The organism is Amycolatopsis sp. NBC_00345 (assembly GCF_036116635.1).
GTDB lineage: Bacteria > Actinomycetota > Actinomycetes > Mycobacteriales > Pseudonocardiaceae > Amycolatopsis.
In genome coordinates, this window is sequence record NZ_CP107995.1 from 9,069,412 (window position 1) to 9,083,089 (window position 13,678).

The following is a 13,678-nucleotide window of genomic DNA, read 5'->3' on the forward strand; positions in this document are numbered from 1 at the left end:
GGAACCGGGTGCATCGGCGGTTGGGCGATCGGTTGGGCTTCGCCTACGCGGACCTGACCAAAGACGACGGGTGGGACGCCGCGATGGACGGCGTCGACTACGTCCTGCATGTCGCGTCACCCCCCCCGGCGAAGGGGGCGACAAGAAGGCCGACGAGCTGATCGTTCCCGCCCGAGACAGCGCGGGTGAAACGGGTTGTGATGACTTCGGCCGCCAACACGGCCAGCCCCATGTCCTACACAACGGAGGGCGTCACCGACGAGACGCTGTGGACCGTCGACGACCCGTCCCTGCCGGCTTACCGGCGCTCCAAGACGATCGCGGAGAAGGCGGCATGGGACTTCATGGCCGATTACGACGGCCCGACCGAGCTCACCACGGTGCTGCCCGGCGCGGTGCTCGGCCCCGTCCTCACGCGTGACACCGTTGGCACGGCGTCGATCATCCAGCGGATGCTCAGCGGGCAGATGCGCGGCGCCCCCAAGATCGGCCTGGAGGTCGTCGACGTCCGCGACCTCGTCGACCTCCACATCCGCGCCATGACCTCACCCGACGCGGCCGGCCAGCGGTTCCTCGGCACCGGGCCGTTCATCTGGATGGCCGGCATCGCCCACGCCCTCCAGGCCGCCCTCGGCGACAAGGCGGCGAAGGTTTCCGCGCGGGAGCTACCGCAGCGCATTCTCGGCTGGACGCCCCGCCCCGCCGAGCAGACCGCCGTCGAATGCGCCGAAAGCCTCATCGGCCGCGGTCTCGCCTGAGCCGTTCGCCTGCGCCGCCCGCCTGCCCGCCGGCGCGGCTGTGACATCCTGTCGGGGTGATCGAGACGGGTGAGGACTACCGCGACGCCGTGCTTTCCGGCCAGTGGTGGGAAAAACGCCAGTTCGTCGGCTGCGACTTCGCCGAGGCGGACCTGCGGGACCTGCGCACCCGGGGCTGCACGTTCGACGACTGCGACTTCACGAGGGCCGACCTCGCGGGCTCGCGGCACGACGCGTCGGCGTTCCGGTCGTGCAAGTTCGACCGGTCGGTGCTGGCCGACAGCCGGTGGTCGTCGTGCTCGCTGCTCGGATCGTCCTTTATGGACTGTCGGTTCCAAGGCATCGCCTTGACGGAGTGCGACCTGTCGCTCGCGTCGCTGGCGCGGGGACGGCTGCGCAAGCTCGACCTGTCCGGGCTGCGGCTGCGCGAGGCCAACCTGACCGAGGCCGACCTCACCGACACGGACCTGCGCGGCAGCGACCTGAGCGGCGCCCGCCTCCTCGCGGCCAAGCTGCCCGGCGCCGACCTGCGCGGCGCGGTGCTCGACGCGAACGCGCTGGTGCAGGCCGACTTGCGCGGCGCGTACATCGACCCGGAGACGGCCGTCGCCTTCGCCGCCGCCCACGGGCTCGTCGTCAAGTAAGCCCGCAGAACGGCGAAGGCCCCCGGCGGAAACCGGGGGCCCTCGCCGTGACAACGGTCAGTCGATGGGCGGTTCGCCCGGGTCCAGCTCGATCAGGTCACCCTCGGCGACCAGTTCCTCGATCGACGCCGGCAACAGGTACGCCGACCCGCCGCCCGGCTGGTTGAACCACGGGATCGCGACCCCGGCGAGCGTCTCCAGCGGACGCTGCACCCGGTACACGTGGTACGGCCGGTGCACCCACTCCGGCACCAGCGAGCGCTCCTCGAACGGCGTCCCGGCGGCGTAGGTCAAGTTGCCGTTCGGGCCGCCGAAACGGTCGAGCTCACTGCCCGCGGGCAGCTCGCGCAGCTCCTTGCCGCGGAACAGCGTCAGCGGCGGCTCGCCCGAAAGCGGCGAGATCGGCCACTGCTGCCCGGCTCCGCCACCACCACCGTTGACGGCGCGGCCGCCCACGCCGTTGGCGGCGGCGCGGACCGGCTCTTCCCGGCGCGGCGGCGGGGACATCGGCGGCAGCGGTGCCGCCAAAGGTGCCGACATCGGCGGTTCCCGGCGCGGGGGAGCGGCGGGCGGCGCGGCCTGCGCCTGTGCCGCCACGGGCTGTTGCGCCGGAACCGGCGGGGCGAGCGGAGCCGGCGGACGGGCCGGCGGCTCGTCCTCGCCCAGCAGCTCTTCCGCCGAGGTGAACGCGGTCTGCTCCTGCGGCGGCACGTCGTCGCGCGGCCGCACCGGGAACGAGCCCGTGGCGACGGCCGGCGACAGCGTCGCCATCACCGGCGGCTTCGGGGCGTCGGCCACCGGGTCCTCGACGGGCGGCGCCGGTGGCGGCTCCTCCTCGACCGGCGCGTGGCCGTCCGGGTGCATCAGCACCTTGCCGAGCATGAAGGCCGCCGCGTCCTCGGCGTCGCCGAACACGGCCGGGTTAACCAGATCACCGTCATACCAAGCGACGCGCCAGCCTTCCTCGACCTGCTCGACGCTCCAGCCGCGGTCGGTCGCCTCGCCGAGCCGGTAGGCCTCCTCGGGCACGTCGAGCTGGTCGAGCTTGTCCTGCAAGCCAGCCAGCGCGGGCTCGGCGGGCCGGGCCCGGCGTGACCGGCGCGGCTGCGGCGGGGCGGCCTGCTGCTGGACCGGCTGAGGCTCGACGGGCCGGAGATCGGCCTGCGGCTCCTCGGGCGCGTCCGGCTCCTCGGACCGCATCGCGTGGCCACCGCGTACCGGCAACGGCGCCTCGGGCACCGGCAGCACTCCGGGCACCGGCGGCACCCCGGGCACGGACGTGTCGGCGGTCATCAGCGAGGTCGGCGGACCCGCGTCGAACTCCGGCTCCTCCTCGCGCAGCTGGTGCCCGCCCTCGTCGCCGTACTGGCCGCTCTCGTCGCTGTACTGGTCGACGTGCTGGCCGCCCTCATCGCCGTACGGGTCGGTGTGCTGCTCGTCCTCGTAGTGCTCGTCGTGACCCGCGCCGGATTCCGGACCCGTGTACAGGCCGTGCTGCTCGTCGAGCTGCTCTTCGTCCTGCGGGCCGGTGTACAGGCCGTGCTGGTCCGCTTGCTGCTCGTCCTGCTCCGCGGGTGCGTACAGGTCGTCGTGCCGGCCACGCGGATCGGCTTCCGGGTCGACCGGTGCGTATAGCTGCGTGTGCTGCTCGTCGTGCTGGGGCACGGGCGGGCCCGCGCTCGGGTCGACGGGCGCGTACAGCGCGGTCTCTTCGGCGGGGTGCGGCTGTCCGGGTGCGTCGACCGGGGCGTAGATCTGCGTGTGCTGCTCGTTGTCGAGCTGCGGCGCGGCATCCACGGGCGCGTAGAGCGCGGTTTCCTCGGCCGGGTGCGGCTGCCCCGGTGGGGCGGCGTTCGGGTCGACCGGGCTGTACAGCGCGGTCCGCTCGGCCGACGGCGTCGCCGACGGGCCGTTCGAGTCCTGGCCGGGCTCGAACTCGGCGTGCTGCTCGTCGGCGAAGCGGTTGTCGAACTCGTCCCCGTAGCCCTCGGCTTCGTGGTACTGCTCTTCGCCGTACGCCGGGGCGTCTTCGTGATGCTCGTCCGGGTAGTCGTCGAAGGCCTGCTCGAACGGCGGTTCGTCGCGCTGCTCCGGCTCCGCGGGCGGCGTGTGCACCGCGAGCGGGACGTCCACCGGCGCCGGCGCCTCCTGCTGCGACGGGCCACCGGAGCCAGCCAGCGCGGCGGCACCCGCCGCACCGATTCCTGCCGCACCGAGGCCCGCGGCCCCGAGCGCCGCGGCGCCGAGGCCGGGCCCACCGGGTCCGCCCGGAGCACCAGGCCCACCGGGACCGGCCTGACCGGGACCACCCGGCGCACCGGGGCCACCGGGACCGGGCTGGCCGCCAGGGCCAGCCTGACCAGGACCACCGGGTCCGCCAGGACCGGTCTGGGGCCCACCGGGACCAGCTTGACCAGGACCACCGGGCCCGCCAGGACCAGCCTGGGGCCCACCAGGACCAGCCTGACCAGGCCCACCAGGACCACCCTGGCCGGGCCCACCAGGTCCGCCGGGTCCGCCCTGACCGGGCCCACCGGGCCCACCCTGCGGCATCGGCGCCTGCTGCCCCTGGGGCGGCGGTCCGGGCCGCTGCTGCGGCGGCTGCTGCTGGTTGCCACGGGTCAGATACGCCGCGGCGCCCTGCAGCGCCAGGTCGTCGACCGGCGGGAGCTGGAAGCCGTTCGAGCGGATGTGCTCGATCAGGTCCGACTCGGGCGAGACGCCGTACCGCTGCAGGTAGAAGTTCACCGCCGCGGGCCAGATCCACTGCCCGTCGCTGTGGAACGCGACGGGCACGGTGGCCTCGGGCGCCGGCGCGAGCCGGTCGATGTCGTACCCGCGCTCCTGGACGACCAGGGGCGCGTGGTCGAGGTAGTCGAGCAGCCGGTCCTGCTCCGCCACCTCCAGGTCGGGACGGTTGATCACGGGACGGCCGGCCGGCCCGATGGTGTCGAAGATCCGCGCGATGCGGAAGTGCGGGCCGGGCTGCTCCGGGCCGAGGCCGGACATGCGCCGGATCAGCCACTCGGGCACATTCTCCTCCGTGCGGGGGAACATGCGCAGCTCGTCCTGGTAGGCCTGCGGCGGTGGAGCGAGGTTCCACGGCGGTTCGTCGCGGTTGTACTCGAGGTTGTAGCTGGAGGGGTGGTCGAGCTGGTAGCGCGCGTTGAACCAGGTGCCTCGGCCGTCCCGGTACATGCCGCCGCGCAGCCGTCCGAAGAGGGTCGCGATGTCGTGGGTGGCGACCCACTCCTGACTGGTCCCGTCCTCGGTGAGGATCTGGCCGGTCAGCTCGTGGTACCTCCCGACAGCCCGGTACTCCGCGGTGACTTTGCGCCAGTCGCGCGGTGCGGCGCGCAGCAGGGCCAGTCCGATCTGCTTGACCAGTGTGTCCTGCTCCGTCGCGTTCAGCTGCGTCGTCGGTTGTGCCACGATGACATTTTGACTGTTCGCGCGCACGAACGCACCCCGCATGCGGGTTTTGCCACTCGGGGGCAAGCCGGCATGCGGTCTGACCTCGGCCGACGCCGTATGCGGAAGATCACACGCCCGTGCGAGGCGAGCCGCGGAGCCGGTGGTGGGGTGACGAGCAGTGTACGGGCAGTGGCGATGCGAGCCCGGTCGCGACGCGCGGGGTGATCGTGATCCGCCCCGGGCGGTCCGCGCGGGCCGGGTTCCTCCGGGCAGACTGCGGCCCCCGGCGCCGCTTTGCCAGAATGGGCGTCGTGACGGCGAAGATTCTGGACGGCAAGGCCACGAAGGACGCCATTTTCGCGGAGCTGGGCCCGCGGGTGGCCGCGCTCGCCGAGCGGGGGGTGGTCCCCGGGCTGGGCACGGTGCTGGTCGGCGAGGACCCCGGCTCGCACTCGTACGTGAAGATGAAGCACGCGGACAGCGCGAAGATCGGCGTCAACTCGATCCGCCGCGACCTGCCCGCCGACATCTCGCAGGAGAAGCTCGAGGCCGTCATCGACGAGCTGAACGCCGACCCGGCCTGCCACGGCTACATCGTCCAGCTGCCGCTGCCGAAGCACCTCGACGCGAACCGCGTGCTCGAGCGCATCGACCCGGACAAGGACGCGGACGGCCTCGCGCCGGTCAGCCTCGGCCGGCTCGTGCTCGGCGAGAAGGGCGCGCTGCCCTGCACGCCGTACGGGATCATCGAGCTGCTCAAGCGCCACGGCGTGGAGCTGAACGGCGCGCGGGTCACCGTGGTCGGCCGCGGCATCACCGTCGGCCGCACGCTCGGCCTGCTGCTCACGCGCCGCAGCGAGAACTCCACCGTGACGCTCTGCCACACCGGGACCCGTGACCTCGCCGCCGAGGTCCGCCGCGCCGACATCGTGGTCGCGGCCGCCGGCGTGCCCGGGATCATCACCCCGGACATGGTGCGGCCGGGCGCGGCGGTGCTGGACGTCGGCGTCTCGCACGTCGACGGCAAGCTCACCGGGGACGTCGACCCGGCCGTCGCCGAGGTCGCCGGCTGGCTGTCGCCGAACCCCGGCGGCGTCGGCCCGATGACCAGGGCGATGCTCGTCAGCAACGTGGTCGAAGCCGCGGAACGCGCGGTCGCGGGCTGATGGCGATGGCGGGCGACCGGCGCCGCGCCGGGCGGGGCTGGGCGGTCCACGCGCCGTTCGCGGTGGTGCTGCTGCTCCTCGCGGTGGCGGCGCTGCGCACCTTCCAGTACCACTGGCGCGAGGGCGCCATCCTGGTCGCCGTCGCCTTGTTCGTGGCCGGGCTCCTGCGCGCGGTGCTGCCCGCCGAGAAGGTGGGCCTGCTGGCGATCCGCGGCAAGAAGGTCGACCTGGTCACCTACGCCGCGCTGTGCGCCGCGGTCCTCTACATCGCGCTGACGATCACCGGCGGCCCGTTCGACCTGTCGTCCTGACCCCAACAGCTCGTGAGTGTTTATGACGGTTCTAACCGTCATAAACACTCACGAGCAGGTCAGGAGGCCAGCGCCAGCTCCCGCTGTTCCCGCTGCTCGGCCTCGCGGGCTTCCCGCCGGTCGAGCGTGCCGGAGAACAGGGCGATCGAGAGGCCGAGCACCGCGAGCGACGCGCCGACCCAGTTCGGCGCGACCAGGCCGAGGCCGCCCGCGATCACCAGTCCGCCGAGGGACGCGCCGATCGAGTTGGCGATGTTGAACGCCGACTGCACGGCCGCGGAGACGAGCGACGGGGTGCCGCCGGCCTTCTCCATGATCCGCGCCTGCATCATCGGGCCGATCATGAAGCCGGCCACGCCCACGAAGAAGATCGTGATGGCGGCGCCGACCTTGCCCTGCGCGGTGATCGTGAAGATGCCGAGCACCGCGGCCAGTGAGAGCAGCGCGGCGTACAGGCCGGGCATCAGCGCCCGGTCCGCGAGGCGGCCGCCGAGGTAGTTGCCGAGGGTCATGCCCACGCCGGCCAGCGAGAGCAGCAGGGTGACGTTCGACGGCGAGTATCCGGCGACGTCGGTGAGCATCGGCGTGATGTAGGACAGGCACGCGAACACCCCGCCGAGGCCGAACGTGACGATGGCCAGCGCCAGCCACACCTGCGGACGGCGGAACGCGCCCAGCTCGCCGCGCAGCGACGTTTCGGCCGGGCGGCCCTGGTGCGGCACCAGCTTCGCGATGGCGGCCGCGGCCACCAGCCCGATCACGGCGACCACGCCGAACGTCGCGCGCCAGCCGACCTGCTGGCCCAGCAGCGTGCCCAGCGGCACGCCGATGACGTTCGCCAGGGTCAGGCCCATGAACATCATGGACACGGCCTTGGCGCGCTGGCCCGGCTTGGCCATGCTCGACGCGACCACCGCGCCGGCGCCGAAGAACGCGCCGTGCGGCAGGCCCGCGAGGAAGCGGAACGCCACGCCGAACTCCTGGTTCGGCGACAGCGCGAACAAGCCGTTGCCCAGCGTGAACAGGCCCATCATCGAGAGCAGCATGGTCTTGCGCGGCAGCCGGACGGCGACCGCGGTGAGCAGGGGGGCGCCGATCACGACGCCGAGCGCGTAGGCGGAGATGAAGTAACCGGCCGTGGGGATGTCGATGTGGAAGTCCGCGGCGGTCTGGGGCAGCACACCCATCATCACGAACTCGGTGGTACCGATGCCGAAGGCACCGATGGCGAGTGCGAGCAACGCGACGGGCACGGCTCTCCTTCCTTGAGAAATCGATTACTCAGTCCGGGCCTAACCCGTTCTGAAGCGCTTTAGTACGAGGGCAAAAAACAAGACAGCTGTGCGGCCGCGACGCCGTCGAGCTGTCTCGTTCCAGTTCAACCGAACCAGTGCCGGTTTGTCATCCCGGTATTCGGGTGAGCCTCTTCACGCCGCCCGCCCGCGCTAGCGCCGGGCGGCCAGCACGCCGTCCAGCAGGCCCGGGAAGAGCGCGTCAAGATCGTTGCGGCGCAAGGAGTTGTACCGCGTGGTGCCCTCCTGGCGTCCGGCGACGACACCCGCCTGGCGCAGGATCCCGAGGTGGTGCGTGACTGTGGACTTCGTCACCGGCACCTCGAGCACGCCGCACGCGATCTCGGTGCCGGCTGCGGCGAGCTGGCGGACGATCCCCAGGCGGACGGGGTCGGCGAGCGCGCGCAGCACGGCCTCGACGGTGATCTCGTCGCGCGCCGGATGAACGAGCGGGGTCAGGTGCACAGTGTCGGCCACGGGCCCATTGTACGACGCCCGTCGAAATTGTCGGTGGGCCGTAGTACGGTCGAGATCGAACTACGACGTTCGTCGAACCAATCACTTGTTCACCTTTGGGGGCACGTCCATGTCCACCGTCCCGTCCTCGGGCACGTCACGGAACGCTGTGCTGGCGTTCGGCGCCTTCGGCGTCGGCACCAGCGGCTACATCGTCGCCGGGCTGCTGCCGTCGCTGACCGCGGAGCTGCACGTCTCCGCGACGGCCGCCGCGCAGCTCGTCACGTCCTTCGCCATCGCGTACGCCATCGGCTCGCCGCTGTTCGCCGCGGCCACCGGGCGCTGGGAGCGCCGGTCACTGCTGGTCGCCGCGCTCGTCGTCACCGGCCTCGGCAACCTGTTCGCCGCCGTCGCGCCGGGTTACACCACGCTGATGATCGCGCGGGTCGTCACCGCGGTCGGCGCCGCCGTCTTCACCCCCGGCGCCACCGCGGTCGCCGCGGAGCTGTCCACGCCGGAACGCCGCGGCCGCGCGGTCGCGACGGTGTTCGGCGGGCTGACCGTCGCGCTCATCTTCGGGGTGCCGCTTGGCAGCCTGATCTCGCAGCAGCTCGACTACGAGGCCGCGTTCCTGCTCGTCGGCGTGCTGTCACTGGCCGGCGCGGTCGGCATCCGGCTCGTGCTGCCGAAGGTCGCGCCGCCGCCGGCCGTGCGGCTGGCCGAGCGGTTCGCGGTCGCGCGGGACAAGCGCGTGGTCGCGCTGCTGGTGACCACCGTGCTCGCGTGCCTCGCCGCGTTCATGGTCTACACGCTGGTGTCGCAGCTGCTGGCCGCGACGGCCGGGGTCACCGGTGCGACCGTCACGGTCCTGCTGTTCTGCTACGGCATCGGCGGCGCGGTCGGCAACTACGTCGGCGGCCGGGTGGCCGACCGGTGGGGCGCGCGGGTGCCGATCCTCGTGGTGCTGGCCGGGATCACCCTGGTGTTGGCGCTGCTGCCGCTGACCACCACCACGGTGGTGGGCGCGGGCGTGACGCTGTTCTTCTGGGGCGTGGGCACGTGGGCGTTCAGCCCGCCGGTGCAGCACCGGCTCATCGAGCTTTCGCCCGGCCACGCGGGCCTGGCGCTGTCGCTCAACGCGTCGGCGATCTACCTCGGTGTCGGGCTGTCCGGCGTGGTCGGCGGCGCGGTGCTGACGTCCGCGGGCCCGAAGGTGCTGCCGGAGATCGCCGCGGTGCTGACCGCTGTGGCGTTTGCCGTGATGCTGTTCTTCTGGGGCGCGCGGGCCCGTCCGGTCGTGCGTGAGGAGCGGCTGCCGGCCGATTCGACCGCCGGGTGATTGTGAGAGGCTGCCCGGCGTGGCTGAGGTGCTGGATGTGGTGACCGGCCGCGGCGGTGAGCTGGTGCTGCGGCGTGACGGGTCGGCGTTCGAGGTGATCGCCAATGGCGTTTTCCTGATGGACACGCGTAACGGGGAGTCGGAGCGGCTGCTCGTCACCGGCGCGGCCGGCCGGCTGGCGCCCGGCGCGACGATCCTGATCGGCGGCCTCGGCGTCGGGTTCTCGCTGCGGGCCGCGCTGGACCACCCGAACGTCGGCTCCGTCGTCGTGGTGGAGCGCGAGGCCGCGGTGATCGAGTGGAACCGGGGCGGCCCGTTGCGTCCGGTGCACGGCGACGCGCTCGCGGACCCGCGCGTGCGCGTCGTCGAGGCTGATCTGGTGGCGTGGCTGCGTTCCGCGTGGTCGGCGGGGGAGCGGTTCGACGCGCTGTGCCTGGACATCGACAACGGTCCGGAGTGGACAGTCACCGAAGGCAACGCCGAGCTGTACGCGGAGTCCGGAGTGGACGGTCTGGCGCGGCTGCTCCGCCCCGGCGGCGTGCTGGCCGTGTGGAGCGCGGGCGCGGCGCCGGCGTTCACGGACCGGCTGCGCGCCCGGTTCGGCGACGTGCGGACCGTCGACGTCCCGGTGCCCCGGGGAGAGCCGGACGTGCTGTGGTTCGCCCGCTCCTGACCGCGGCCGTCGAGGAGAACGCGGGCTGGTGCGACGCGTACTGCCGGGTCCACGGCGTCACGGGCGTCTTCGGCCCGCGTGCGTGGACGGCGCCCTCGCGAACTCCGGAGTTCTATCCGGACGCGGTGACGCTGACCCCGTCCGCCACGGCGGCGGACGTGCTGCCGCTCGTGGACGCGTCGGCGGGCTGCTCGGTGAAGGACAGCTTCGCGAGCCTGGACCTGCCGGGTTTCACGCTGCTGTTCGAGGCTTCGTGGCTGCACTTCCCCGTGCCCGCCGCGATTTCGGGGTGGACGGCCTCGCCGTCGCCGGATCCGTCGTTCGTGTTCTTGACCGGGCCGGGCTCGTCCGCGGTCGCCCATTGTGGCTCGTCGGCGGCCGGCCTTTCGAACTTCACGGGCGATGACTGGCGCGGTGCCGTTGCCGCGGTCTCGGCGGCTTTCCCGGGGCTGCCGGTGGTGGGCTACGAGCACGGCGCCGCCCTGTCCGCCGCGCTCGCTGGCGGTGCCGAGCCGCTCGGCGCGTTGCGCGTCTGGCTCCGCGACCTGCCAAAATGAGCCCATGACGCGTGAAGTGCACCTGAGCGGCGAGGCCGAGGCCGACAAGCTGCTGAGTGAGGACCCGGTGGCGCTGCTCGTCGGGATGCTGCTGGACCAGCAGATCGCCATGGAGGTCGCGTTCATCGGGCCGCGCAAGATCGCGGACCGGATGGACGGGTTCGACGTGCGGAAGATCGCCGAGGCGGATCCCGAGCAGTTCGTCGAGCTGTGCGTCACGCCGCCCGCGATCCACCGTTACGGCGGCTCGATGGGGCGCCGCGTGCAGGCCCTGTGCCAGTTCATCATGGAGAACTACGACGGCGACGCCGAGGCGATCTGGACGTCCGGCCGGCCCAAGCCGGACGGGCCCGAGGTGCTCAAGCGGCTCAAGGCCCTGCCCGGTTACGGCGAGCAGAAGGCCAAGATCTTCCTTGCCCTGCTGGGAAAGCAGTACGGCGTGCAGCCGAAGGGCTGGCGCGCCGCCGCCGGCGCGTACGGCGACCGCGGCTCGCGTCGCTCGATCGCCGACGTCGTCAACCCCAAGACCCTGGCGGAGGTCCGCGCGTTCAAGAAGGCCGCGAAGGCCGCGGCCAAGGCGGGTTAGCCGGGTTTCAGCGTCGGGCGAACCGGCCGGGCGTCGTGCCCAGGTAGCGCTTGAAGTGCCGCGTCAGGTGGGCCTGGTCGGTGAAGCCGGCGGCGGCCGCGACGTCCGCGGGCGGGGTGCCGTCCAGCAGCAGCCGCCGGGCGCGGTCGACGCGGCGGCCCGTGACGTACCGGTGCGGCGGCAGCCCGAACCGGCGTCCGAAGGACCGCACGAGGTGCACCGGGTGCGCGCCGAGGGCGTCGGCGGCTTCGGCGAGGGTCAGCGCGCCGGGCAGGCGATCGTCGAGCAGGTCGCGCAGGTCTTCGGCCAGGCCCTTGGTGGTCACACCGGTCGGTGCCGGGGCGCCGAGGTGCGCGCGCAGGCGTTCGGAGACGAGCACCAGGCGGCTCTCCGCCTCGAGCGGCTCGGGGTTCGCGAGCGTCTCGTGCAACTGGTGGACGCGGGTGCGCAGCAGCCCGTCCGCGAGGCTCGGCCGGTCGACGGCGGCGCCGATCAGGTCGTCGCCGAGCACGCCGGCGTCGAGGTAGAGCACGCGTTTGCGGAAGCCGTGGCTGGTGGCCGCGCGGCCGTCGTGGGCGACGTTCGGGGGCAGCAGCGTGACGGCGGTGCCGAGCGCGCCGTGGTGATGGCGGTCGAGGTCGTAGCGGATGGCGCCGTCGTCGACGATCAGCAGCGTCCAGGTGTCGTGCGTGTGCACGGGGTAGGCGTGGTCGACGAAGCGGGCGTGGAACACCTCGGCGATGCCCGGCACCTGCGGGCGCCACGCCGAGACGGTCATGTTCAGAACGTACAAGACCCGCGCGTTCCGGTTGGGCGACGCTGGCCGCCATGATCCGATTCGACACGAAGATCGCCGTGCTGCTGCGGGACGACCTCGCCTCGTGGCAACGGCTCAACGTCACCGCGTTCCTGGTCAGCGGGATCGCCCACGTGACGCCCGAGCTCATCGGCGAGCCCTACGCCGACGCCGACGGCACCGAGTACCTGCCGATGTTCGGCCAGCCCGTGCTCGTCTTCTCCGGCTCCGCCGACACCCTCGCGACGGCCCACCGCCGGGCCCTTGACCGCGGCTTCCGCATCCCGATCTTCACCGAGGACCTCTTCCACACGGGCAACGACGCCGACAACCGGGCCGCCGTCCGCGCCGTCCCGCGCGAGAAGCTCGCACTGGCCGGGCTTGCCGTCCACGGCCCGAAAAACGCGGTGGACAAGATCCTGAAGGGTGCGGAACTGCATCGCTGAGGACGACGGTTTGCGCCGAACGGCGCCTTCCTGGTGACCCGCCGCGCTGCAAAGATCACCGACAGTGCCGCGTACGCAGCACTGTCCAGGGGAGGGAAAACAGATGAAGCCGAGCCATGTCCTGACGGTCGTCGCGGTGGCCGCCGCGGTCGCGGGAATGACCACGACGGCCGCGAACGCCGAGCCCGTGTCCAGCTTCGGGTACACGTCCGAGCCGGGTGCCTCGCCGCTGAGCGGTGACGCGAAGTGGGCCGCGCCCGCCGACGAGGTCGACGTCTGGGAGTACTCGGGCGCGGTCAAGGTCGACGCCCAGACGGCTGACGGCTGGGACTCGGCGCGTGTCGAACTCAGTGCTCCTGCGGGAGAGCAGCTGCACGAAGGCACGTACACCGGCGCGCGGTACCGTGACCAGACCGCCGAGCAGCTTGATACCCCGGGGTTCTACGTCGTCCGCGGCACTCGGGCTGGTGCGGTGGGCTGCAGCGATGTGTACGCCGACTTCACCGTCAGCCGCCTGGTGCGGGACGGCGGTGGCGCCATCACGGACTTCGACGCCGTCTTCGATCAGCGCTGCGGCGCGGCCGACGCCCCCGCCACCCACGGCGAGGTGCACTTCCACCGCTAAACCACCGCGTGCACCACGAAGACCGAGCGAGTCCGGTCGCCCGCGGTGCTGGTCACGGTGTCGGCGGTCGCTTCACGGAAGCCCGCCGCCGTGGCCAGCGCCGCGGCTTCGGCCAGGTCTCCCGGCATCTGCAGGTCGGCCGCCACCACGTCCGCGAATGCGTCCGAGTTCTGGAACCGGTGGACCGACGGCACGCTGAACGCCGCCTGCCCGCCCGGCCGCAGCACGCGCCGCCAGTCGGCCAGCGCCGCGGGGCCCAGGAAGTGCAGGGCGGACGCGCAGACGACGGCGTCGGCCGAGCCGTCTTCCAGCGGTAGCGGCACGCCGGGGCCGACCTGCCACGAGATCCGGCCGTCCGGGTCCAGCGAAGGGACCTTCGCGGCGGCCAGCTTGATCATCGCCGGCGAGATGTCCACCGCGAGCACCGAGCCGGGTGAAAGGCGCAGCGCCGCGAAGGCCGCGGCGCCCGTCCCGGTCGCCACGTCGACCAGCAGGGACGGTTCGGGGGTGAGCCCGTTGATCAGTGCCTCGGCCACCAGCGGGTGGAAGGCGTTGTCGTCGTAACCGGGGGCCAGCGCGTCGAAGAATTCACTCACCGGCTCACTTTAGTGGCGC

At 72.5% G+C, this 13,678-nt stretch carries 15 protein-coding genes; 10 read left to right on the forward strand and 5 right to left on the reverse strand.

Features of this window, described 5'->3' with window-relative positions; all coding sequences use genetic code 11:
- Positions 1 to 185: 185 nt before the first annotated feature.
- On the forward strand, positions 186 to 758 hold the full coding sequence (locus tag OG943_RS41315; RefSeq protein ID WP_328606315.1) for an NAD-dependent epimerase/dehydratase family protein: 573 nt from the start codon (positions 186 to 188) through the stop codon (positions 756 to 758).
- A 56-nt stretch (positions 759 to 814) separates the two neighbouring features.
- Complete coding sequence (locus tag OG943_RS41320) at positions 815 to 1,402, forward strand: pentapeptide repeat-containing protein (protein ID WP_328606316.1); 588 nt, start codon at positions 815 to 817, stop codon at positions 1,400 to 1,402.
- 57 nt (positions 1,403 to 1,459) lie between these two features.
- Here the strand turns inward: OG943_RS41320 and OG943_RS41325 are convergent, their stop codons facing one another.
- A complete protein-coding gene (locus OG943_RS41325) occupies positions 1,460 to 4,834 on the reverse strand; it encodes a glycohydrolase toxin TNT-related protein (RefSeq protein WP_328606317.1) in 3,375 nt (1,124 codons plus the stop codon).
- A gap of 293 nt (positions 4,835 to 5,127) precedes the next feature.
- Between OG943_RS41325 and OG943_RS41330 the strand changes: the two genes are divergently transcribed.
- The gene (locus OG943_RS41330; protein WP_328606318.1) at positions 5,128 to 5,982 is read left to right on the forward strand and encodes a bifunctional methylenetetrahydrofolate dehydrogenase/methenyltetrahydrofolate cyclohydrolase; all 855 of its coding nucleotides are present in this window, start codon (positions 5,128 to 5,130) and stop codon (positions 5,980 to 5,982) included.
- Positions 5,982 to 6,293: a DUF3017 domain-containing protein gene (locus OG943_RS41335; protein WP_328606319.1), complete on the forward strand. Its 312-nt coding sequence runs from the start codon at positions 5,982 to 5,984 to the stop codon at positions 6,291 to 6,293. Before OG943_RS41330 ends, OG943_RS41335 begins: the two co-directional genes overlap by 1 nt.
- A 59-nt stretch (positions 6,294 to 6,352) precedes the next feature.
- Here OG943_RS41335 and OG943_RS41340 read toward each other — a convergent pair whose 3' ends face one another.
- Positions 6,353 to 7,546 (reverse strand): MFS transporter, encoded by a 1,194-nt coding sequence (locus OG943_RS41340; protein WP_328606320.1) that lies wholly within the window; start codon positions 7,544 to 7,546, stop codon positions 6,353 to 6,355.
- Between the two features lie 192 nt (positions 7,547 to 7,738).
- Complete coding sequence (locus tag OG943_RS41345) at positions 7,739 to 8,062, reverse strand: ArsR/SmtB family transcription factor (protein WP_328606321.1); 324 nt, start codon at positions 8,060 to 8,062, stop codon at positions 7,739 to 7,741.
- Between the two features lie 109 nt (positions 8,063 to 8,171).
- On the opposite strand from OG943_RS41345, the gene OG943_RS41350 reads away from it, so the two are divergent.
- The 4 genes from OG943_RS41350 to OG943_RS41365 are packed head-to-tail and all read left to right on the forward strand — an operon-like array spanning position 8,172 to position 11,196.
- Positions 8,172 to 9,380 (forward strand): MFS transporter, encoded by a 1,209-nt coding sequence (locus OG943_RS41350; RefSeq protein ID WP_328606322.1) that lies wholly within the window; start codon positions 8,172 to 8,174, stop codon positions 9,378 to 9,380.
- A 19-nt stretch (positions 9,381 to 9,399) separates the two neighbouring features.
- Positions 9,400 to 10,053 (forward strand): spermidine synthase, encoded by a 654-nt coding sequence (locus OG943_RS41355; RefSeq protein WP_328606323.1) that lies wholly within the window; start codon positions 9,400 to 9,402, stop codon positions 10,051 to 10,053.
- Entirely contained in the window at positions 10,035 to 10,610 is a 576-nt protein-coding gene (locus OG943_RS41360) for a hypothetical protein (RefSeq protein ID WP_328606324.1), read from the forward strand. Before OG943_RS41355 ends, OG943_RS41360 begins: the two co-directional genes overlap by 19 nt.
- Positions 10,611 to 10,614: 4 nt before the next feature.
- Positions 10,615 to 11,196 (forward strand): HhH-GPD-type base excision DNA repair protein, encoded by a 582-nt coding sequence (locus OG943_RS41365; protein ID WP_328606325.1) that lies wholly within the window; start codon positions 10,615 to 10,617, stop codon positions 11,194 to 11,196.
- A 7-nt stretch (positions 11,197 to 11,203) separates the two neighbouring features.
- Here the strand turns inward: OG943_RS41365 and OG943_RS41370 are convergent, their stop codons facing one another.
- Positions 11,204 to 11,974 carry an AraC family transcriptional regulator gene (locus OG943_RS41370; RefSeq protein ID WP_328606326.1) on the reverse strand — a complete coding sequence of 257 codons (771 nt, stop codon included), beginning with the start codon at positions 11,972 to 11,974 and terminating at the stop codon, positions 11,204 to 11,206.
- A 50-nt stretch (positions 11,975 to 12,024) separates the two neighbouring features.
- Between OG943_RS41370 and OG943_RS41375 the strand changes: the two genes are divergently transcribed.
- Together OG943_RS41375 and OG943_RS41380 are read left to right on the forward strand one after the other, a co-directional pair.
- Entirely contained in the window at positions 12,025 to 12,438 is a 414-nt protein-coding gene (locus OG943_RS41375) for a DUF2000 domain-containing protein (RefSeq protein ID WP_328606327.1), read from the forward strand.
- A gap of 103 nt (positions 12,439 to 12,541) precedes the next feature.
- Positions 12,542 to 13,063 carry a hypothetical protein gene (locus OG943_RS41380; protein ID WP_328606328.1) on the forward strand — a complete coding sequence of 174 codons (522 nt, stop codon included), beginning with the start codon at positions 12,542 to 12,544 and terminating at the stop codon, positions 13,061 to 13,063.
- Here OG943_RS41380 and OG943_RS41385 read toward each other — a convergent pair.
- On the reverse strand, positions 13,060 to 13,659 hold the full coding sequence (locus tag OG943_RS41385; RefSeq protein ID WP_328606329.1) for a class I SAM-dependent methyltransferase: 600 nt from the start codon (positions 13,657 to 13,659) through the stop codon (positions 13,060 to 13,062). The genes OG943_RS41380 and OG943_RS41385 overlap by 4 nt on opposite strands.
- Between the last annotated feature and the right edge of the window lie 19 nt (positions 13,660 to 13,678).